At 71.5% G+C, this 19542-nt stretch carries 19 protein-coding genes and 2 pseudogenes; 17 read left to right on the top strand and 4 right to left on the bottom strand.

Annotated features, from left to right (window positions below; translation table 11 throughout):
• Window positions 1-18 precede the first annotated feature (18 nt).
• The 5 genes from ribD (at window position 19) to thiL (ending at window position 3886) form a co-directional block, all read left to right on the top strand.
• Window positions 19-1149 (top strand): bifunctional diaminohydroxyphosphoribosylaminopyrimidine deaminase/5-amino-6-(5-phosphoribosylamino)uracil reductase RibD, encoded by a 1131-nt coding sequence (gene ribD / locus DK389_RS04220; RefSeq protein ID WP_109896005.1) that lies wholly within the window; start codon window positions 19-21, stop codon window positions 1147-1149.
• Window positions 1110-1751 (top strand): riboflavin synthase, encoded by a 642-nt coding sequence (locus DK389_RS04215; RefSeq protein ID WP_109887573.1) that lies wholly within the window; start codon window positions 1110-1112, stop codon window positions 1749-1751. Before ribD ends, DK389_RS04215 begins: the two co-directional genes overlap by 40 nt.
• 133 nt (window positions 1752-1884) lie before the next feature.
• Window positions 1885-2406: a 6,7-dimethyl-8-ribityllumazine synthase gene (ribH, locus tag DK389_RS04210; RefSeq protein ID WP_109887572.1), complete on the top strand. Its 522-nt coding sequence runs from the start codon at window positions 1885-1887 to the stop codon at window positions 2404-2406.
• Window positions 2403-2888 carry a transcription antitermination factor NusB gene (gene nusB / locus DK389_RS04205; RefSeq protein WP_109887571.1) on the top strand — a complete coding sequence of 162 codons (486 nt, stop codon included), beginning with the start codon at window positions 2403-2405 and terminating at the stop codon, window positions 2886-2888. The genes ribH and nusB overlap by 4 nt, the downstream gene beginning before the upstream one ends.
• Window positions 2885-3886: a thiamine-phosphate kinase gene (thiL, locus tag DK389_RS04200; protein WP_109887570.1), complete on the top strand. Its 1002-nt coding sequence runs from the start codon at window positions 2885-2887 to the stop codon at window positions 3884-3886. The genes nusB and thiL overlap by 4 nt, the downstream gene beginning before the upstream one ends.
• An 18-nt stretch (window positions 3887-3904) precedes the next feature.
• Here the strand turns inward: thiL and DK389_RS04195 are convergent, their stop codons facing one another.
• Complete coding sequence (locus DK389_RS04195) at window positions 3905-4213, bottom strand: hypothetical protein (protein ID WP_109887569.1); 309 nt, start codon at window positions 4211-4213, stop codon at window positions 3905-3907.
• Window positions 4214-4546: 333 nt separating this feature from the next.
• On the opposite strand from DK389_RS04195, the gene DK389_RS04190 reads away from it, so the two are divergent.
• The 6 genes and pseudogenes from DK389_RS04190 (at window position 4547) to DK389_RS04170 (ending at window position 12307) form a co-directional block, all read left to right on the top strand.
• Window positions 4547-6694, top strand: a complete 2148-nt coding sequence (locus DK389_RS04190; protein ID WP_109887568.1) for a sodium-translocating pyrophosphatase — start codon at window positions 4547-4549, stop codon at window positions 6692-6694.
• Between the two features lie 474 nt (window positions 6695-7168).
• Window positions 7169-8020, top strand: coding sequence for a PAS domain-containing protein (locus DK389_RS04185; protein WP_162560488.1), 852 nt, complete (start codon window positions 7169-7171; stop codon window positions 8018-8020).
• The gene (locus DK389_RS32005) at window positions 8017-8190 is read left to right on the top strand and encodes a hypothetical protein (RefSeq protein WP_162560487.1); all 174 of its coding nucleotides are present in this window, start codon (window positions 8017-8019) and stop codon (window positions 8188-8190) included. The genes DK389_RS04185 and DK389_RS32005 overlap by 4 nt, the downstream gene beginning before the upstream one ends.
• Before the next feature lie 174 nt (window positions 8191-8364).
• Window positions 8365-9455: pseudogene (locus DK389_RS04180) on the top strand (alkene reductase).
• Window positions 9456-9708: 253 nt separating this feature from the next.
• On the top strand, window positions 9709-11607 hold the full coding sequence (locus DK389_RS04175; RefSeq protein WP_109887566.1) for a PAS domain S-box protein: 1899 nt from the start codon (window positions 9709-9711) through the stop codon (window positions 11605-11607).
• A 34-nt stretch (window positions 11608-11641) separates the two neighbouring features.
• Window positions 11642-12307, top strand: coding sequence for an HAD hydrolase-like protein (locus DK389_RS04170; protein WP_109887565.1), 666 nt, complete (start codon window positions 11642-11644; stop codon window positions 12305-12307).
• 52 nt (window positions 12308-12359) lie between these two features.
• Here DK389_RS04170 and DK389_RS04165 read toward each other — a convergent pair whose 3' ends face one another.
• Entirely contained in the window at window positions 12360-12854 is a 495-nt protein-coding gene (locus DK389_RS04165; RefSeq protein ID WP_109887564.1) for an outer membrane protein assembly factor BamE, read from the bottom strand.
• A 171-nt stretch (window positions 12855-13025) separates the two neighbouring features.
• On the opposite strand from DK389_RS04165, the gene DK389_RS04160 reads away from it, so the two are divergent.
• The 6 genes from DK389_RS04160 to DK389_RS04135 all read left to right on the top strand — a co-directional run bounded on the left by DK389_RS04160 (window position 13026) and on the right by DK389_RS04135 (window position 17318).
• Window positions 13026-13574: a ubiquinol-cytochrome C chaperone family protein gene (locus DK389_RS04160; protein WP_109887563.1), complete on the top strand. Its 549-nt coding sequence runs from the start codon at window positions 13026-13028 to the stop codon at window positions 13572-13574.
• A gap of 11 nt (window positions 13575-13585) precedes the next feature.
• Window positions 13586-14101, top strand: a complete 516-nt coding sequence (locus DK389_RS04155; RefSeq protein ID WP_109896003.1) for a YceD family protein — start codon at window positions 13586-13588, stop codon at window positions 14099-14101.
• 140 nt (window positions 14102-14241) lie between these two features.
• Window positions 14242-15276: a phosphate acyltransferase PlsX gene (plsX, locus tag DK389_RS04150; RefSeq protein WP_109887562.1), complete on the top strand. Its 1035-nt coding sequence runs from the start codon at window positions 14242-14244 to the stop codon at window positions 15274-15276.
• Window positions 15277-15298: 22 nt separating this feature from the next.
• The gene (locus DK389_RS04145; RefSeq protein ID WP_109887561.1) at window positions 15299-16276 is read left to right on the top strand and encodes a beta-ketoacyl-ACP synthase III; all 978 of its coding nucleotides are present in this window, start codon (window positions 15299-15301) and stop codon (window positions 16274-16276) included.
• 150 nt (window positions 16277-16426) lie between these two features.
• Window positions 16427-16750, top strand: a complete 324-nt coding sequence (locus DK389_RS04140) for an integration host factor subunit alpha (protein ID WP_109887560.1) — start codon at window positions 16427-16429, stop codon at window positions 16748-16750.
• 73 nt (window positions 16751-16823) lie between these two features.
• Complete coding sequence (locus DK389_RS04135; protein ID WP_109887559.1) at window positions 16824-17318, top strand: MerR family transcriptional regulator; 495 nt, start codon at window positions 16824-16826, stop codon at window positions 17316-17318.
• Between the two features lie 160 nt (window positions 17319-17478).
• On the opposite strand, the pseudogene DK389_RS04130 reads toward DK389_RS04135, so the two are convergent.
• Both DK389_RS04130 and DK389_RS04125 read right to left on the bottom strand, forming a co-directional pair.
• Window positions 17479-18344, bottom strand: a pseudogene (locus DK389_RS04130) (MBL fold metallo-hydrolase).
• An 81-nt stretch (window positions 18345-18425) separates the two neighbouring features.
• Window positions 18426-19436: an SDR family oxidoreductase gene (locus DK389_RS04125; protein ID WP_109887558.1), complete on the bottom strand. Its 1011-nt coding sequence runs from the start codon at window positions 19434-19436 to the stop codon at window positions 18426-18428.
• Between the last annotated feature and the right edge of the window lie 106 nt (window positions 19437-19542).

The following is a 19542-nucleotide window of genomic DNA, read 5'->3' as shown; positions in this document are numbered from 1 at the left end:
GAGACGGACATCCGCTTCATGCGCCTCGCCCTCTCCCTCGGGCAGCGCAATCTCGGGCGCACCTGGCCGAACCCGTCGGTCGGGGCGGTCGTCGTGGCCGGACCGCCCGGCGCCGAGCGCGTGGTCGGGCAGGGCGTCACGGCCATCGGCGGCCGGCCCCACGCCGAGCCCCTGGCCCTCGCGATGGCGGGCGAGGCGGCCCGCGGCGCCACGCTCTACGTCACGCTGGAGCCCTGCTCCCATCACGGGCGCACGCCCCCCTGCACCGATGCGATCGTCGCATCGGGCATCGCGCGCGTCGTGACGGCGATCGAGGATCCGGATACCCGCGTTGCCGGGCGCGGGCACGCGCTTCTCCGGGCGGCCGGCATCGACCTCACCACCGGGATCCTGCGCGATCAGGCCTTCCGCGACCACATCGGCCACTTCACCCGGGTGGCCGAGACGCGCCCGTCCGTCAGCCTCAAGCTCGCGCAGACCCGCGACGGCTTCGCCGCGAACACCGGCCGCGAGCGCCTGCGGATCACCGGGCCGATCGCCGACGGGGCGGTGCATCTCTGGCGCGCCCACGCGGATGCGATCATGGTCGGGATCGGCACCGCGCGCGCCGACGACCCGTCGCTGAATGTGCGCCTGCCGGGGCTGACGGACCGCTCGCCCCTGCGCGTCGTCGTCGATTCGCAGTTGCGCCTGCAGCCGTCGAGCGCCCTGGTGCGGAGCGCTCGGGACGTGCCCACGCTCGTCATCTCGACGCGCAGTGCCCCCGCCCACGCCAAGCGAACGCTCCAGACCTTCGGGGTCGAGGTGGTCTGCGTCCCTGCTCTCCCGTCCGGGCGGGTCGACCTGCGCGCGGCGCTGAACGTGCTCGCAGAGCGCGGCCTCACGCGGATCTGCAGCGAGGGCGGCCCGCTCCTCGCCGACATGCTCGCCGCGGACGACCTCGTCGATGCCTGCACGCTGATCACCGGGCCGGCCGAGCTCGGCTCCGCCGGGGGCTTGCGTGCGGTCGGCCCGCACCTTGCCGCGCGGATCGCGAGCGGCCACCTGCGCGAAACCGGGCGGCGCGGCCTCGGCCCGGATCGCGCCGTCATCTACGAGCGGAGCCCACCATGTTCACCGGTCTCGTCTCCGACGTCGGCACCGTCCTGAGGGTCTCGGGCGACGAGCGCCTGCGCCGCCTGGAGATCCGCTCGACCTACGACCCCGCCAACATCGCGATCGGCGCCTCGATCGCGTGCGCCGGTCCATGCCTGACGGCCGTGACCGTCGAGGCGTTCGAAGGGGGCGCCGTCTTCGCCGTCGATGCGGCGGCCGAGACCCTGGCACGCACCAGTGTCGGAGCGTGGCGGGAGGGGACGCGCGTCAATCTCGAGCGGTCGCTGAAGATCGGCGACGAGCTCGGCGGCCATCTCGTCACCGGCCATGTCGACGGCCTCGCCGAGATCGTCGCCCGGGACCCCGTGACTGGCGGGGAGGGCGATTGGGGGGCAAGTGAGCGCTTCACCCTGCGCGCGCCGCACCACCTCGCGCGTTTCATCGCGCAGAAGGGCTCCGTCTGCCTCGACGGGACCTCGCTCACCGTCAACACGGTCGAGGGCGACCTCTTCTCCGTCCTGCTCATCCCGCACACGCTCGCCGTCACCACCTGGGGCGAGCGCCGGTCGGGCGACCGCCTCAACCTCGAAGTCGATCTCATCGCCCGCTACGCCGCGCGTCTCGCGGAGAGCCGCGCCGCGGTGGAGGGGCCGTGATTGCCAGGGCTCGGGGCGGCGTCCCGCCGCTTGTGAAGGGGCTGCCTTCGGTCTATCGCTCGCCACCCGCCGCAGGCCGCGCCGGCCCGCCCGAACCCGCGGCGCACTGGACGCTCCATCGACGAAGGCCCTGATGGTTTCGACGCCGAACACACCGCGCCGCGAGTCGGGCCCCGCGCCCGTGCTGCGGGATGCCCGCATCCTCGTGGTCGAGGCCCGGTTCTACGATCACATCGCCGACGAACTCCTCGCGGGGGCGCACGCCGCGATCGCCGCGGCCGGTGCGCGGGCCGTCACCGTCACCGTCCCGGGCGCCCTGGAGATTCCCGGAACGATGGCGATCCTGCTGGAAGCCGCCGAGCGCGCGGGCGAACCCTACGACGCCGTCGTGGCCCTCGGCTGCGTGATCCGCGGCGAGACCGGCCATTACGACATCGTGGCGGGCGAGAGCGCCCGCGCGCTGATGGACCTGTCGGTCGCCCTGCGGCTCCCGCTCGGCAACGGCATCCTGACCGTCGAGACCGAGGCGCAGGCCCTGGCACGCGCCCGCGTCGCGGAGATGAACAAGGGTGGTGGAGCGGCCGAGGCGGCCCTCGCCATCCTCGCCCTGAAACGCGCCGCCGAGGCCGGCTCCGTCGCGGGAGTGGAGGCATGACGAACGACCGGGAGACGAAGATCAAGGAGCGCAGCGGCGCCCGGCTCGCCGTGGTGCAGGCCCTCTACGACATGGAGATCTCGGGCAAGGGCGTCCTCGACGCGCTCGCCGAGTTCGAGGTCTTCTGGATCGGCCAGGAGGTGGACGGCGTGGCGCACCCGCCCGCCGAGACCGCCTTCTTCCGCGACCTCCTGCGCGGGATCGTCGAGGAGCAGCGGACGATCGATCCGCAGATCGACAAGGCGCTGACGCAGGGTTGGCCGCTGAAGCGGATCGAGGCGGTGCTCCGCGCGATCCTGCGCGCGGGCGCCTACGAGCTGATGTTCCGGCACGACGTGCCGGCCCGCGCGGCGATCTCGGAATATGTCGACGTCGCCCACAGCTTCTACGCCGGCGACGAGCCCGGCCTCGTCAACGCCGTGCTCGACAAGGTGGCGCGCGGCACGCGGAGCGACGAGCTCGCCGGCGCGAAGCGCGGGTGAGCGCGGCCGCGCCCGACCGTCCGGGCGAGGACGCGCTGATCGCGCGCTATTTCGCGCCGCTGGCGGGGGAGGGGGCGGACGGCCTGCGTGACGACGCGGCGAGCCTGACCCCGCGGCCGGGCCACGATCTCGTCCTCACCGCCGACGCCATCGTGGCGGGCGTCCACTACTTCCCCGAGGATCCGCCGGAATCGGTGGCCCGCAAGGCGCTCGGCGTGAATCTCTCCGACCTCGCGGCCAAGGGAGCGGCGCCCCGCGCCTACCTGCTGAGCCTCGGCTTGGCGCCGGACTGGACCGAGGCGTGGCTCGCCGGCTTCAGCGCGGGCCTCGCGGAGGCCGCGTCCGCCTTCGGGTGTCCGCTCCTCGGCGGCGACACGGTCCGGGCCGCGGGGCCCGCCTTCATCGGCATCACGGCCCTCGGCGAGCTGCCCTCCGGCACCATGGTCCGGCGGCAGGGCGCGCGGGTCGGCGACCGGGTCTGCGTCAGCGGGACGATCGGGGACGCGGCCCTCGGGCTCGCCCTGCGGCTTGCGCCGGCGGGCGCCGCGCTGGCGCGACTGGAGTCCGACGCCCGCGCCGTCCTGCTCGACCGCTACCTGCACCCGCGCCCGCGACTCACCCTCGCGCCGCTGCTGCGCCGCTACGCCAGCGCCGCGATGGACGTCTCGGATGGCCTGGCCGGCGATCTCGCCAAGATGATGGGGGGCGGCCGCCGGGCCGAGATCCGCGAGGCGGACGTCCCGCTGTCTCCGGCCGCGCGTCTGGCGCTCGCGGCCGACCCTGCGCTCCTCGACACGGCGCTTACGGGCGGTGACGATTACGAGATCCTGTGCACGGTCCCGCCCGGTGCGGAGGCCGCCTTCCGGGCCGAGGCGGCGGCGGCCGGCGTGCCGGTCGCCGTCATCGGCGTAGTCGGAGCCGGGGAGGGACCACCGATCTTCACGACGGAAGAGGGCGTCTCCCGGAGCCTAAGTGCCGGATCCTTCAGCCATTTCTGAAGGGTGCGGGCGCCGGTCTCATCGCCGGTCCGGGAGCGGCGGCTCCGGCGGAAGGCCCCGCGGGCCCATCCCGAGCTGGGCGCGCACGTCGTCCATCAGCGCGGCGGCGACCACCGGCATCCAGAGGGCGAGGTCGGCCTGCGAGACCCGGCCCGTCGGCGCTCCGGTCCGCGGATCGGGCGTCGCGAACGAGCGCTGCAGCAGGGTGAGCAGGTCCTCCCGGATGTCCTCGGGCTGGTCGCTGATCCGCTCGGCGAGGAGGAACTGGACGGCCTTGGTCAGGGTCTCGATCGTGGCGGCCAGCCGCGCGACCTGATCGCTGCTCATCCTCTCCCCCGGCACTGACGCAACCACTGATTAGCATTGCGCCGGCCGCCTGCAATCGCAATCGGGGCTTGCGGCGCCGCCCGGGCGATCACGATCGCGACCGGCCCGCGTTGATCGCGATCATGGTCCGGATACTGAATAATTTTGCGCTGCAGCAATATCCGCTGTTCGAAAGGGTACGCGCTGTTTGCGCTGAGCCGCGAAGTTTGGCAATCAGGTCACGCACTTCCGGGGAGGAAGGCATCAAGCCCCGAGCGTCGCGTCCCATGGCCGGCCCGGCCAAGCTCGGAGAAACAAGCCCAAGCCAGGCACCATAACCCCAAGGACGGATGAATGACCGCATTGCTGCTGATCATCCTGGGCGGGCTCTGCGCCGTCGCCTACGGAATCGTCACGATCAACGACGTGATGAAGCGAGACGCCGGGACCCAGCGCATGCAGGAGATCGCGGGGGCGATCGCCGAGGGCGCGCAGGCCTATCTCCGCCGCCAGTACACCACCATCGGAATCGTCGGCATCATCCTGTTCGTCGCGCTCGCCTATTTCCTCGGGATCAAGGTGGCGGTCGGCTTCCTCGTCGGTGCGGTGCTCTCGGGCGCGGCCGGCTTCATCGGCATGAACGTGTCCGTGCGGGCGAACGTCCGCACCGCGCAGGCCGCGTCGACCTCGCTCGGCGGCGGCCTTGAGGTCGCCTTCAAGTCGGGGGCGGTCACCGGCATGCTGGTCGCCGGCCTCGCCCTGCTCGGGGTCGCGCTCTACTACACTTACCTGACCCGCTTCGCCGGTCTCGCGCCCGCGAGCCGCGAGGTCATCGACGCGCTGGTCGCCCTCGGCTTCGGCGCCTCGCTGATCTCGATCTTCGCCCGCCTCGGCGGCGGCATCTTCACCAAGGGCGCGGATGTCGGCGGCGACCTCGTCGGCAAGGTCGAGGCCGGAATCCCGGAGGACGACCCGCGCAACCCCGCCACCATCGCCGACAACGTCGGCGACAATGTCGGCGACTGCGCCGGCATGGCGGCCGACCTGTTCGAGACCTACGCCGTCACCGTCGTCGCCACGATGGTGCTCGCCGCGATCTTCTTCGCGGGCCAGACCGAGGTCGGGGGACGCAACGTCCTCGAGGCGATGATGATCTACCCGCTGGCCATCGGCTCGGCCTGCATCCTCACCTCGATCGCCGGCACCTACGCGGTCCGGCTCGGGGCGAACCAGTCGATCATGGGCGCGCTCTACAAGGGCCTGATCGCGGCAGGCGTCCTCTCGATCGGCGCGATCGCCGCCGTGAACTACGCCCTGTTCGGCGGCTTCGCCACCGAGTTCAAGACCAGCACCGGCCAGACCTTCACCTCGGGCGGCCTGCTCGGCTGCGCGGTGATCGGCCTCGCCATCACGGCGCTGATCGTCGTCATCACCGAATACTACACCGGCACGAACTATCGCCCGGTGAAGTCGATCGCCGATTCGTCGGTCACCGGCCACGGCACCAACGTGATCCAGGGCCTCGCGATCTCCCTCGAATCGACGGCCCTGCCGGCCATCGTGATCGTCGCCGGCATCATCGGCACCTACGCGCTGGCCGGCCTCTTCGGCATCGCCATCGCGGTCACCGCGATGCTGGCGCTGGCGGGCTTCATCGTGGCCCTCGACGCGTTCGGGCCGGTGACGGACAACGCGGGCGGCATCGCCGAGATGGCGGGCCTGCCCTCCGAGGTCCGCAAGTCGACGGACGCCCTCGACGCGGTCGGCAACACCACCAAGGCGGTCACCAAGGGCTACGCGATCGGCTCGGCGGGCCTCGGCGCGCTCGTGCTGTTCGCCGCCTACACCTCGGACCTGAACTACTTCATCGCCAATGCGAGCCCGACCCAGTACCGCTTCTTCCAGGGCGTCTCGGTCGATTTCTCGCTCTCGAACCCCTACGTCGTCGTCGGCCTGCTGCTCGGCGGCCTGATCCCGTACCTGTTCGGCGGCATCGCCATGACGGCGGTCGGCCGCGCGGCCAGCGCGGTGGTCGAGGAGGTGCGGCGCCAGTTCCGCGAGAAGCCCGGCATCATGGAGGGGCGCGACAGGCCCGATTACGGCCGCGCCGTCGACATGCTGACCCGGGCCGCCATCAAGGAGATGGTGGTGCCCTCGCTGCTGCCTGTCCTCTCGCCGATCGTGCTGTTCTTCGTCATCCAGGCGATCGCCGGCAAGGCGCAGGCCTTCGCCACGGTGGGCGCGATGCTGCTCGGCGTCATCATCACGGGCCTCTACGTCGCGATCTCGATGACCTCCGGCGGCGGCGCCTGGGACAATGCCAAGAAGTTCATCGAGGACGGGCACCACGGCGGCAAGGGCTCGGACGCCCACAAGGCGGCGGTGACCGGCGACACGGTCGGCGACCCCTACAAGGACACGGCCGGCCCCGCCGTGAACCCGGCGATCAAGATCACCAACATCATCGCCCTGCTGCTGCTGGCTGTCCTCGCCCACAGCTGAGCGATCCTTGGAGCGGCTTCCGGATCCCCGGATCAGGAAGGCCGCTCCAAGCTCTCGATAGAGGGCGCTTTCTGTACGCGAACCGATATCCGCTCCGCTCGAAAATGCGCGGGCGGCAACAACGGCGCGCCCGTCACCGGCGGGCGCGCTTTTTCGTGGGTGCGCGGACGCGATGCGCCGGATTGCTTTTTCAGCGATTTAAGGTCACGCTTTTATCATAGGTAAATCCTGCACGTATCCGTCCGCGGCGGCCGGCTGCATCCAGCGTCAAGGAATGTACCGAAGGCTCCAGACCGACGACGTCGCGCGACGTCGGACAGGTTCGGCAATGTCAGGTTAGCGAAACGATGCTCCACGCGAGGTGTGAGATCTATCGCAGGGCGGGTCTCCCGCATGAATGACGGGAACGATGGCTTCCCACCCCGGCGCGGGAGCCCTTATACAACTGAAAGTTATATTTCCGACGACTTGCCCGTGGCGAGCACCGCGCGGCTCGCCTTCTCGTCGCGCGAGATGCTGCGCCGGATCGAGAGCTTCGGACTGACCGGAAACTGGGGCTGGACCTTCGCGACCGAGGCTCACGTCTGGTCGCCGGGCCTCTTTCGACTCCTCGGCCTCGAGCCCGGCATCGTGCGGCCGAGCCTGGGCGCGTTTCTCGCCGCCATTCACCCGGCGGACCGGCCGTCCGTCGAGCTCGCGCTGGGCACGATGCGCGAGGGCATCCTGAGTGATCGCCGCTTCCGCGTGATCGGCCCCGACGGATCGGTGCGCACGCTGCTCGGCCACAGCGAGACCTACCACGCGCCGGACGGGCGACCGATCGGAGCGGCCGGGCTCGTCATCGACATCTCCGACAGGGAGAGGATCGGGCAGGCGCGCGAGATCGAGCTGCGCCGCCGCCGGAGCCTGTTCCAGGAGACGGGCGCCTACTTCGCGCATATCCCGTTGGATCCCTTCGATCCGTACCCACCCGAATTGCTGGAACTCACCGGCCGGCGTCTCGAGGCGTTCCACGACGACTGGCTGTGCGCGATCCCGGCGGAGGAGCACGGCTACTGGAACGGGCCTCTGGTGCAATCTTGGGCGGGAAATCGGCCCTTCACCTATCTCTACACGCAGATCCTCGGAAGCGGCGAGCGCGTGCGCTACCGCGGCACCTTCGCGCCGGTCCTCGACGCAACCGGGGGATCAGCGCCTGGGCGGGCTACACTGGTCCCGAGCGGATGCCGGTCGGGCCGGCCGGGGGGATCCTCGCTGAAGGGTTGGAGAGCGCCGTCGCCGGTTGGCACCTGCGTGCGGCCCGCGCGCTCCTCGACTGGTCGATGATGGATTTCGCCAAGGCGAGCGGTCTGTCCTTCTCGACCATCCGCCGCCTGGAGGAGAACAACGAGGCCGCAGCCGCGAACAGCCGGCGCATGGCGATCGCCGCGCTTCGGCGCGCGGGAATCCGCTTCACGCTGATGGACGGCAGCACGATTGCGGTCGCCCGGACCTGACCGGCGCCCGAGCAGGGCGCAGCCTGACCGTGTGCGCAGGCGCACGCGGGCGGGCGCGGGCCCTCTGGCGCCGCAGCCCGCAGCGACCACGTAGCAGGCCACCGCGTGACCCCGGTCACGGATGATCGGCCCGTGCCCTTCGTGCGGCGCCGGCCTGCTTTCCAGAGAGATTTCATGCCCTCACTGTTCGATCCGATCCGCCTCGGAGCCATCGAGGCGCCGAACCGCATCCTGATGGCGCCGCTGACCCGCGGCCGCGCGACTCGGGGCACGTCCCGACGCCGATCATGGCCGAGTACTACGCGCAGCGCGCCGGCGCCGGTCTCATCATCTCGGAGGCGACCGGCATCAGCCGCGAGGGCCTTGGCTGGCCCTACGCGCCGGGTCTGTGGTCGGACGAGCAGACCGAGGCCTGGAAGCCGGTCGTGAAGGCCGTGCACGCGGCCGGCGGCCGCATCGTCGCGCAGCTCTGGCACATGGGCCGGATCGTGCACCCGGACTTCCTCGACGGCGAGAAGCCGGTCTCGGCCTCCGCGACCACCGCCCCCGACGCGGCGCACACCTACGCCGGCAAGAAGCCCTACGCCGAGGCCCGGCCGCTCCGCCTCGACGAGATTCCGCGCCTGCTCGGCGATTACCGGAACGCCACCCGCAACGCCCTTGCGGCCGGGTTCGACGGCGTCCAGATCCACGCGGCGAACGGCTACCTGATCGACCAGTTCCTGCGCGACGGCTCGAACCTGCGCGACGACGCCTATGGCGGCGCGATCGAGAACCGCATCCGCCTGCTCACGGAGGTGACGCAGGCCGTGGCGGATGTCGCCGGCAAGGACCGCACGGGCGTGCGCCTGTCGCCGAACGGCGCGATCCAGGGCGTCGACGATTCGAACCCGGAGGCTCTGTTCGGCGCGGCCGCCGAGGCGCTCGGGCGCATCGGCATCGCCTTCCTCGAACTGCGCGAGCCGGGTCCGAACGGCACCTTCGGCACCGCGAACCACCCGCCCGTGGCGCCGACCATCAAGCGCGCCTTCGAGGGCCCGCTGGTGCTCAATTCGGATTACGACGGGCGCTCGGCGCAGGCCGCCCTCGACGCGGGCGTCGCCGACGCGATCGCCTTCGGCCGCACCTTCATCGCCAATCCCGACCTGCCGCGCCGGATCGCCGAGGACGCGCCCTTCAACAAGGACGTGGCCAGGACCTGGTACTCGCAGGGCCCCGAGGGCTACATCGATTACCCGACGCTGACGGAATCGCAGGCCGCCTGACGATCGCCCGCGGGCATCGCCCATCATCTCCGGATCGTGGGCGATGCTGTGAGGGCCCGGGACGCGCGTCCCGTCGCGCGTGCCGGTCCCGTCCCGCGCGGCGAGGATGCGCGGGCGGCATCGGTCCTGCGGCCTCGCCGGTGAGGACAAGTCCGCGTTTCGTCGGAGCGCCCCCGGCTCGGCGCGCGACCCGTTCTTCCCCGCGGCCACGTTTCACCCTATGTCTTCCGCCTGTGGGTAAGGATTCAGACTCGTGACGGCCGAGGTTCGGGACGACGATCGGCCTCCGGCCTGGACCGAGGCCGAACGTCTCGCGGACCTGCGCGCGCAGAAGATCCTCGATAGCGGGCAGGAGGCAGCCTACGACGACCTGACGCGGATCGCCGCCCTCGTCTGCGAGGCGCCGGTGGCCCTCGTCAGCTTCGTCGACGAGGCGCGCCAATGGTTCAAGGCGGCGATCGGCTTCGGCTGCTCGGAGACGAGCATCGAGCGCTCGATCTGCGCGCACGCGATCCGCGAGGAGCATCTGCTCGTTCTTCCGGATCTGACCGTCGACCGGCGCACCCGGGACAATCCGCTCGTGCGCGGCGAGCCGTACATGCGCTTCTACGCCGGCGCCGTGATCCGCAGCCCGGACGGCCTGCCGCTCGGCTCCCTCTGCGTCCTCGACCGGGTGCCGCGCCCGCAGGGCCTGACCCCCGCGCAAGCCGAGACGCTCTGCGCCCTGGCGCGCCAGATCTCGGCGCTCCTCGCCCATCGCCGCACCCTCGAGGCGGTCTCCGCCCGCGAGGCGGAACTCGCCGCGAGCGAGCGCCGCTTCCGCGTGATGGCGGCGGCGATGCCGCAGATGGTCTGGACCACCCTGCCGGACGGATTCCACGACTATTACAATGACCGCTGGTACGAGTTCACAGGCGTCCCTTACGGCTCGACGGACGGCGAGGGCTGGAACGGCGTGTTCCACCCGGACGACCAGGAGCGGGCCTGGGCGCGCTGGCGCCATTCGCTCGCCACCGGCGAGCCCTACGAGATCGAATATCGCCTGCGCCACCACACCGGCGCCTACCGCTGGACGCTCGGCCGCGCCATGCCGATCCGCGACGCGGACGGCCGCATCGAGCGCTGGTTCGGCACCTGCACCGACATCGAGGATCTGAAGCGGGCGGAGACCGAGGCGCGCAAGCTCGCGGCCGTGGTCGAGACCTCGAAGGACTTCATCGGCGTCACGGATCTCGCGGGACGGGTCGTCCACCTCAACGAGGCCGCGCTCCGCCTCGTCGGCCTGCCCGATCTCGCCGCGGCCCGGGAGACCCGCATCCCCGACTACTTCATGCCGGCGAGCCAGCGCATCATCGACGAGGTGGTGCTGCCCGCCGTCAAGGCGTCGGGCTGGTGGGAGGGAGAGCTCGCCTTCCGGCATTTCGGCACCGGCGAGGGGATCGCGGTCCTCTACAACATCTTCCCCGTCCGCGACGCGAACGGCGCCGAGATCGGCTACGCGACGGTGACCCGCGACCTGCGGGAGCGCAAGCGCGCCGAGGAGGCCCGCGACCTGCTGATCCGCGAATTGTCCCACCGGATCAAGAACATCTTCGCGGTGGTGAGCGGCATCGCGGCGCTGACCGGCCGCAGCGACCCGCAGGCCAAGCCCTTCGTCGAGGCGTTCCGCGAGCGCCTCGGCGCGCTGGCCCAGGCCCACGAATACGTGCGCCCCCACTCGCCCGAGAGCGCGCCGACCGTGGCGGGGCAGACCCTGCTCGGCCTGATGCGCCTTATCATGGCGGCCTACGCGCAGGAGGGGCGGGAGCGCGTGGCGATCGGTGGCGACGACGCGCCGGTCGGCGAGCGGTCCGCGACCGCGCTCGCGCTGATCATGCACGAGCAGGCCACGAACGCCGTGAAGTACGGCGGCCTCTCGACGGAGGCGGGAACGGTTTCGCTGACGGGGCGGATCGAGGGCGAGACCTACCATCTCACCTGGGCGGAGGCGGGCGGGCCCGCGATCACCGACACGCCGAGCCGCCGGGGCTTCGGCACCGTGCTGGCCGAGCGCAGCGTGGCCGGCCAGCTCGACGGCAGCCTGGAGCACGAATGGGCGCCGGACGGGCTCGTCATGCGCCTGCGCTTCCCGGTGGCGAACCTGCGCTATTGACGCGTCCCGCTCCCTCCCGACCCGAATCCCGGCCATGACAGACGCGCGCCCGCCCGCGCCCTACACCCTCGTCGTCCTCGACTTCGACGGCACGCTCGCCGACAGCTTCCCCTGGTTCTGCTCGGTCATCAACGGCGTGGCCGACCGCTACGGCTTCCGCCGCATCGCCGAGGAGGAGGTGGAATCGCTGCGCGCGCTCGGCGCCCGCGAGATCGTCGCCCGGCTCGGCGTGCCGCTCTGGAAGCTGCCGGCAATCTCGCGCCACATGCACGCGCTGGCGAGCCGCGACATCGACGCGATGCGCCTGTTCCCGGGCGTTCCGGAGGCGCTGACGGCGCTGGCGCGGCGGGAGGTCCGCCTCGCGGTGCTGAGCTCGAACACGGAGGCGAACGTGCGCCGCGTCCTCGGGCCGGACCTCGCCGCGCTCGTCGAAGCCTACGCCTGCGGGGCCTCGCTGTTCGGCAAGGCGCGGCGCCTCTCCGCGCTGATCCGCCGCTGCGGCCTCGCGCCCGAGGGCGTGCTCAGCGTGGGCGACGAGATCCGGGATGCGGAGGCGGCGCGGGCCGTGGGCTGCGCCTTCGCGGCGGTGACCTGGGGTTATACCCGGGCGGACGCGCTCCGTGAGAGCGGGCCGGACCACCTGTTCGCCGAGCCGGGCGAGATTGCCCGTTTCTTTGCGGGCGCGCCCATCGCGGCCTGAGCGCGGCCGATCGGTGAATGCGGCGCCCCCCGTGGCGGGCGCCGCCCTGCGATCAGAGGCCGCGGTTGGCGCCGGGCGCCGGGCTGCCGCTGTTGCCGCCGAAGGGCTCGTAGCGGGTCAGGCCGCGGAAGAGCTGGCTGAGGAAGGCCCGGTCCTGGCCGCTCGTCGGCGTGGTGCGCTCGATGAAGTCGAAGATGCGCCCGTCCTGCAGGCCGTAGAGCGCCACGCGCTCCACCTTGAAGCCGCCGGTGAAGTACACTGCGACCACCTTCTGGTCCTGCACCGACTCGCCGAGGAACATCACCGTGCGGCGGGTGTTCTGGGAGATGTAGTACCAGGACTTGTTGCCGACCGTGGACACCGTCGAGGGGGTGCCGAGCGTCTGGAGGACCTGCTCCGGGCTCGAGCCGGGCTTGATCGACGCGACGGCCGCCTGATCGATCTGGTAGCCGTGCCGCAGATCTTCGCCGATGCAGCCGGAGACGCCGGCGCCGAGCACGCCGATCACGGCGAGACGAGCGAGCGCAGAGACGAGACGGCGCGACATCGGCCCCCCTTGATTCTGTTGGCAAACCAGACACGGATGCGGGCCCGGGCAGCAGACGCCCGATGGACGCTTGCGCCTTGGCCGTGGGTTGCCGTACCGCGGGGTTATGGTTTTGACAAGGCAAGCTCGGCCACACCCCACGCCCTTCGCGCGACGGCCCGGGGCGGCCCGATGATCGCCCGGTTCTTCCGCCGCGCGGACGACCGCCGCGCCACGATCCGGCAGCTTCACGCGCGCATCAACGAGGCCTCGCGGCAGGCCGGGCTCTACACGCGGCTCGGCGTGCCGGACACGGTCGAGGGCCGCTTCGAATGCCTCAGCCTGCACGTCATCCTGGTGCTGCGCCGCCTGAACCGGCTGCCGCCCCCGGCGGCGGACGTGGCGCAGGATCTGGTGAACTCGGTCTTCCTGCAGCTCGACGCGTCCCTGCGCGAGCTGGGCGTCGGCGATTTCGGCGTCCCGAAGCGGATGAAGAAGCTCGGCGCCGCCTTCTACGGGCGTGCCGAGGGCTATGACGCCGCCCTCGACGCGGATGACCGGGCCGCACTCATGGCGGCGCTCGCCCGCAACGTGCTCGGCCGCGACGAACCCGAAGCGGCCGCCGGGCTCGCGGCCTACGTGGCGGCGGCCGCCGACGGCCTGTCGCGGGCCGATCTCGACACGGTCCTCGCCGCCGGCCCGCCCTTCCCCGACCCGGACGCGTTCGGAGGCCCAGCATGACCCGCAGCGAGATGAACCGTCACGAGGGCGGCCCGCTCACCCGCTCCGTGAACGTCGAGCGCCTGCCGCAGGGGCGCGGCGCCGTGACGGTGGAGGCAACCCAGGCCGAGTGCGATGCGCTGGCCAGGGATTTCGGCATTCCGGCGATCCGCGACCTCGTCGGCCGGTTCGACCTCGACGGGTCGCCGAGCCAGCTCCGCGTCACGGGAAGCGTCGAGGCCTGGGTCACCCAGGTCTGCACGGTGAGCCTCGACCCCTTCGAATCGCGGGTCGTCGAGCCGGTCGAGGTCGACTTCACCAGCGCCGATCAGCTCGTCGGAACCGACGCGGAGGATGTCGAGCTGCCCGACCCGATCGTGAACGGGCGCATCGATTTCGGCGCGCTCACCGCCGAGTTCCTGGCGCTCGGCCTCGATCCCTACCCGCGCAAGCCCGGCATCGCGTTCGAGGAGCGGCGGGAGGACGAGGCGGAGAAACCCTTCGCCGCGCTTGCCCGCCTGCGCGGCGGAGCGCGGGGTCCGGAATAGGCTCGGATCCGGCCCGGTCTCAGATTTCGTTTGCCCGTCCGCCGCGGATCGCTATTTTCCGCGGCGCCGGGCGGACCCCTCGATCCGAGCGAGCCCCCGCGACCCGGCAGCCCTCCGCACGAGGCCGCGACCCAGGACCCATGTCACAACGCGTGTGCATCTCGCTCGACGCCATGGGCGGCGACCACGGGCCGTCGACCGTCGTGCCGGGCGCGGCTCTCGCCCGTGAGCGGCATCCCGAGACGACCTTCATCATGTTCGGGGACGAGGCCGTGATCCGGCCCCTCGTCGAGGCCGAGCCGCGCCTGAAGGGGGCCGTCGAGATCCGCCACACCACGTTCTCCGTGGCGATGGACGACAAGCCGAGCCAGGCCGTACGCCAGGGCCGCGGCAAGTCCTCGATGTGGCAGGCGATCCAGGCGGTGCGCGACGGGCAGGCCGACGCCTGCGTCTCCGCCGGCAACACCGGCGCCCTGATGGCGATGTCGAAGATCTGCCTCAAGACGATGTCCGGCATCGAGCGTCCGGCCATCGCCTGCCTGTGGCCGACGATCCGCGGCGAGAGCGTGGTGCTCGACGTCGGCGCCACGATCGGCACCGATGCCGAGCACCTCGTCGAGATGGCGGTGATGGGCTCCGCCATGGCCCGGATCGTGTTCGATCTCGACCGGCCGACGGTCGGCCTCCTCAATGTCGGCACCGAGGAGATGAAGGGCAACGAGGCGGTCAAGGAAGCGGCCCGGCTGCTGCGCGAGATGGAGCTGCCGAATTTCGCCTATCACGGCTTCGTGGAGGGCACGGATCTCGGCCGCGGCACCGTCGACGTGGTGGTGACGGAAGGCTTCACCGGCAACATCGCGCTCAAGACCGCGGAGGGCACCGCCAAGCAGATCGGGTCCTATCTCCGCTCGGCCATGAGCCGTACCCTGTCCGCCAAGATCGGATACCTGTTCGCCCGCCGCGCGTTCCGGGCGCTCCGCGAGAAGATGAACCCGAGCCGCGCCAATGGCGGCGTCTTCCTCGGGCTCGAGGGCATCGTCATCAAGAGCCACGGCTCCGAGAACGCGCAAGGCTTCGCTGCGGCGATCGACCTTGCCCACGACATGGCCCGCCACGACCTGATGCGCACGATCCGCGACATGCTCGACCAGACGCCCGCGGTGGTGTCCGCTTGAGACCGGCGGGAGAAGGATCCTCATGGTAGCCCTGCGTTCCGTCATCGTCGGCTGCGGCTCGGCCCTCCCGGCGCGGGCCGTGACGAACGACGAGCTCGCGACGCGCGTCGACACCTCGGACGACTGGATCGTCCAGCGCACCGGCATCCGCCAACGTCACCTCGCGGACGAGAGCGAGAGCACGTCGGTGCTCGGCACGCGGGCGGCGCGGGCTGCGCTCGACGAGGCGGGGCTCGGGCCCGAGGACATCGACCTCGTCATCTGCGCCACCTCGACGCCCGACCACACCTTCCCTTCCACGGCGACGCAGATCCAGGCGGGGCTCGGCATCCACCAGGGCGCCGCCTTCGACCTGCAGGCGGTCTGCGCCGGCTTCGTCTACGCCGTCACCACGGCCGACAAGTTCCTGACGACCGGGGCCGCGAAGCGCGCCCTCGTGGTCGGCGCCGAGACGTTCTCGCGCATCCTCGACTGGGAGGACCGCACCACCTGCGTCCTGTTCGGGGACGGGGCGGGTGCGATCGTGCTGGAGGCCCGCGAGGGCGCCGGCACGAACGCGGACCGGGGCGTGCTCAGCGCGAGCCTGCGCTCGGACGGGCGCCACCGCTCGAAGCTCTACGTCGATGGCGGGCCGGGCACCACCGGAACCACCGGCCGGCTGCGCATGGAGGGCCGCGAGGTGTTCCGCTTCGCGGTGGGTTCGGTCACCGACGTGATCGAGGATGCCTTCCGGCGCGCGGGGCTCGGCGCCGGGGAGCTGGACTGGTTCGTGCCGCACCAGGCCAACCGCCGGATCATCGAGGCATCGGCGGACAAGCTCGGCATCGCCCGCGAGAAGGTGGTGCTGACGGTCGACCGGCACGGCAACACCTCGGCCGCCTCGATCCCGCTCGCCCTCGACGTCGCCCGCAAGGACGGGCGCATCCGCGAGGGCGACCTCGTGATGATCGAGGCGATCGGCGGCGGCTTCACCTGGGGTGCCGCACTGATCCGCTGGTGAGCCCCCGCCATCGCTGGCGTTGCGCAATGGTCCGGGATTGATTTTCCGGAATCTCTCGCCAGGGCCGCGGTTGACCCGGGGTACAACGCGGATTAGCGTGCCGGATCATAGAGATACGCCACAAGCGTCGAATCGCCGAGGGGGAAACGCATGACGGGAAAGACGGTCACACGCGCCGATCTGAGCGAGGCCGTCTACCAGCAGGTTGGTCTCTCGCGGACGGAATCGGCGGCCCTGGTCGAGACCGTGCTGTCGGAGATCTGCACCTGTCTCGCGCAGGGAGAGACCGTGAAGCTGTCCTCGTTCGGGTCCTTCGTGGTGCGCAGCAAGGGCAAGCGCGTCGGCCGCAACCCGAAGACCGGCGTCGAGGTGGCGATCGAGCCGCGGCAGGTCATGGTGTTCAAGCCGTCGAACGTGCTGAAGGCGCGGATCAACGGGATGAACGGCGCCGATCACACCGACAGCGACGATTGACGCGAACCTGTTCCGGCTGCGACGAACGGTTCAACGTCCGCGCCCGGCCGGCCGGTAGGGAAGGGGAGCGACCATGCCGCTCGCAGCCGTGACCGAGGATGTCGAGGGCGCCGCCCGCGCCGAGAAGGCGCCGGACGCCTTCCGCACGATCAAGGAAGTCTCCGACCATCTCGACGTGCCCCAGCACGTCCTGCGGTTCTGGGAGACGCGCTTCTCGCAGATCCGTCCGGTCAAGCGGGCGGGCGGCCGCCGCTACTACCGCCCCGCCGACGTCGACCTCCTGCGCGGCGTGCGCCAGCTCCTGCACGGTCAGGGCTACACGATCCGCGGCGCGCAGCGGGTGCTGCGCGAGCACGGCGTGCGCTTCGTGCAGGCGGTCGGCCGCGGCGAGGCCGCTGCGGACGCTCCCTCGCCGCTGGAGACCGAGCCGGGGCAGGATTCGAGCGCCGGGGAGCCGGCGCGGAACGCCGTGGCCGACACCGGCCGGGCCGCGCTCGCAGCGGCCCTCGCCGATCTGAGGGCCTGCCGCGTGGTCCTGGCGTCGCTGCGACTGCCGCCGGAGGAATAAGGGGGTCCCACACCGCCGCGCCCGAGATGAGCGCGGGCTCCTTCTCCCGTTCGGGAGAGGGCTGGGGGGAGGGGTGCGACAGATCCGGAAGAGCCTGATCCCTCACCCGGTGCGCTGACGCGCACTCGACCTCTCCCGGACGGGAGAGGTGGGCGGTCGCCTATCCCCTCAGGCTGTCCAGCGGCACCGGGGCCGCGTGGGGACGGGTGCCGAGCATCCGGTCGATGAGCGCCAGCACCTCGGCCCGTCCGCAATTGGCCGCCGGCTCGAAGGGCGTCCAGGTCTGGGTGAAATCGAGCCTCTCGAACACGTCCCGGTAGCGGCGGAGCTCGTTGACCGTCAGGGGGACCCCGCGCACGAACGCCTTGTGGGCCGAGATCGTCAGGGCGGTCCGGACATCGCTCGGGTCGAGCTCGAACTTCAGGGCATCGCCGCAGAACAGGATCTTCCGCGCGCGGTCGAACAGGACGGCGTGGCCGTCGAAATGGCCGGCCGTGCGGTGAAGCTCCAGCCCCGGCAGCGGCTCCAGGAAATCGTCGTAGGGCCAGGAGACCTGCAGCGCCGCGCTCCACGTGAAGTCCGCCGCCGGCAGGCAGAGTTCCGGGTCGAACCGATCCTGCAGCTGCACCAGGGCGCCGTAGGAATGCGGGTGCGAGGCCGACAGGACCTGCATGCCGCCGAGGCTCGCGATGTGATCGAGCGCCGCCTCGCTGAAGACCGGGCAGGCCTCGAAGCCCATGTTCCCGTTCTCCGTCCGGATCAGGTAGGCGCTCGGGCCGATCCCGGAGACCGGCTCGTTCCAGAAGCGCCAGATGCCCGGCTCGAGTTCCTGCCAGTGGCAGGGAAGCGCTCCTGCGCCTGCCGCTCGCTCCAGAACCGCCAGCCGTCCTGCGGCACGACGTGTCGGGCATCGAGACACATCGGGCATTGCGGAGGCGCCTCGAAATGGCGCTGCCAGAACCCGCAATTGTCGCAGGTATAGGCCGGTAGCTTGAGGGCGCCCGCGAAGGGCAGGTATCCGGGCACGAAGCGTCTCGCGGCAGGTGTCGATGAAGGCTGTCGGGGATGACCTAGCAGGGGCGCCGTCCGAATGCACGGGGCCGACGGCTACCGGCGCCCGAGGAGACGGCGGGGCGCCCGCGCCGCGGCGGCCAGCCCCGCGACGCCGATGGCCGCCACCCCGGCGAGGCCCAGCACCACGAGGTCCCGCTCGCGGCTCGTCCAGAACTCGGAGCGCGTGCGCCGCGTGCGATCGCCGAAGCGCCCGTCCGTGCCGACGTTGCCGGGCACCGGCTCGAACAGGTTGCCGTCCCGGTCCGGCACCGGGCGCTCCTCGAGTTGGCTCTCCCACGCCTCGGCCGCCTTGCGATCGGCAAAGCCCGGCGCCAGCCCCTGCGCCAGGGCCATCATCAGCGAGGAGCGCCCGACCCAGATCTCGCGGCGGGGATGCTCGACCGCGAAGTGGATCGCCTCCGCGCAGAGACGGGGGTCGAAGACGGGGTCGGGCGCGTTCTGCCCGTGCCCCGTGCGGGTGCGCGCCCAGTTGAATTGCGGGGTGTTGACGGCGGGCAGGTAGACGACGGTGAGCGAGACATCGACGCTGTCGTGGATCAGCTCGGCGCGCAGGGAATCCGTGAAGCCCGAGACCGCGAACTTCGCCGCGCAATAGGGCGCCTGGAGCGGCGCGGCCCGGATGCCGAGGCCGGAGGAGACCTGCACGATGGCGCCGCGGTCGCGCTTCTTCATGTGGCGCAGCGCCGCGAGCGTGCCGAAGACCTGGCTCAGATAGGTGGTCTCGGTGACCCGCCGGTACTCGTCGGGCGCGATCTTGTCGGCCGGGCTCACCACCGTCGACATCGCGTTGTTGATCCAGGCTCGGATCGGCCCGAGCTCCTGCTCGATCCGCTCCGCCGCCGCGTCGACCGCTTGCGCGTCGGCGACGTCGGCCGAGATCGCCAGGACGGGACGGCCGTAGGCCGAGAGCGCCGCCTCGGCCGCATCGAGGCGCCCCTGATCGCGGGCGATCACGGCGACCGACCAGCCGCGGGCGGCGAAGAGATGGGCCGTCGCGAGCCCGATCCCCGACGTTCCCCCCGTCACGACTGCCACACGCGCCATACGACACCCCGATCAACGCCCACCAGGGCGGTCAATGCGGGGCGCCCGAAACGGTTGCGGCCCCGCCCCGGTGCCGAATCGACACGGGGGCGGGGCCGCGAGGTGA

Source organism: Methylobacterium durans, from assembly GCF_003173715.1.
GTDB lineage: Bacteria > Pseudomonadota > Alphaproteobacteria > Rhizobiales > Beijerinckiaceae > Methylobacterium > Methylobacterium durans.
The sequence above is the reverse complement of the archived record's forward strand: the minus strand, read 5'-3'. Positions and strand labels throughout refer to the sequence as shown.

Excerpts from the sequence above, each read along its gene's own strand:
- ribD (WP_109896005.1), top strand. The coding sequence starts at position 19 with ATGCGCCTCGCCCTCTCCCTCGGGCAGCGCAATCTCGGGCGCACCTGG.
- DK389_RS04215 (WP_109887573.1), top strand. The coding sequence starts at position 1,110 with ATGTTCACCGGTCTCGTCTCCGACGTCGGCACCGTCCTGAGGGTCTCG.
- ribH (WP_109887572.1), top strand. The coding sequence starts at position 1,885 with ATGGTTTCGACGCCGAACACACCGCGCCGCGAGTCGGGCCCCGCGCCC.
- nusB (WP_109887571.1), top strand. The coding sequence starts at position 2,403 with ATGACGAACGACCGGGAGACGAAGATCAAGGAGCGCAGCGGCGCCCGG.
- DK389_RS04195 (WP_109887569.1), bottom strand. The coding sequence starts at position 4,213 with ATGAGCAGCGATCAGGTCGCGCGGCTGGCCGCCACGATCGAGACCCTG.
- DK389_RS04190 (WP_109887568.1), top strand. The coding sequence starts at position 4,547 with ATGACCGCATTGCTGCTGATCATCCTGGGCGGGCTCTGCGCCGTCGCC.
- DK389_RS32005 (WP_162560487.1), top strand. The coding sequence starts at position 8,017 with ATGATGGATTTCGCCAAGGCGAGCGGTCTGTCCTTCTCGACCATCCGC.
- DK389_RS04170 (WP_109887565.1), top strand. The coding sequence starts at position 11,642 with ATGACAGACGCGCGCCCGCCCGCGCCCTACACCCTCGTCGTCCTCGAC.
- DK389_RS04165 (WP_109887564.1), bottom strand. The coding sequence starts at position 12,854 with ATGTCGCGCCGTCTCGTCTCTGCGCTCGCTCGTCTCGCCGTGATCGGC.
- DK389_RS04160 (WP_109887563.1), top strand. The coding sequence starts at position 13,026 with ATGATCGCCCGGTTCTTCCGCCGCGCGGACGACCGCCGCGCCACGATC.
- DK389_RS04155 (WP_109896003.1), top strand. The coding sequence starts at position 13,586 with ATGAACCGTCACGAGGGCGGCCCGCTCACCCGCTCCGTGAACGTCGAG.
- plsX (WP_109887562.1), top strand. The coding sequence starts at position 14,242 with ATGTCACAACGCGTGTGCATCTCGCTCGACGCCATGGGCGGCGACCAC.
- DK389_RS04145 (WP_109887561.1), top strand. The coding sequence starts at position 15,299 with ATGGTAGCCCTGCGTTCCGTCATCGTCGGCTGCGGCTCGGCCCTCCCG.
- DK389_RS04140 (WP_109887560.1), top strand. The coding sequence starts at position 16,427 with ATGACGGGAAAGACGGTCACACGCGCCGATCTGAGCGAGGCCGTCTAC.
- DK389_RS04135 (WP_109887559.1), top strand. The coding sequence starts at position 16,824 with ATGCCGCTCGCAGCCGTGACCGAGGATGTCGAGGGCGCCGCCCGCGCC.
- DK389_RS04125 (WP_109887558.1), bottom strand. The coding sequence starts at position 19,436 with ATGGCGCGTGTGGCAGTCGTGACGGGGGGAACGTCGGGGATCGGGCTC.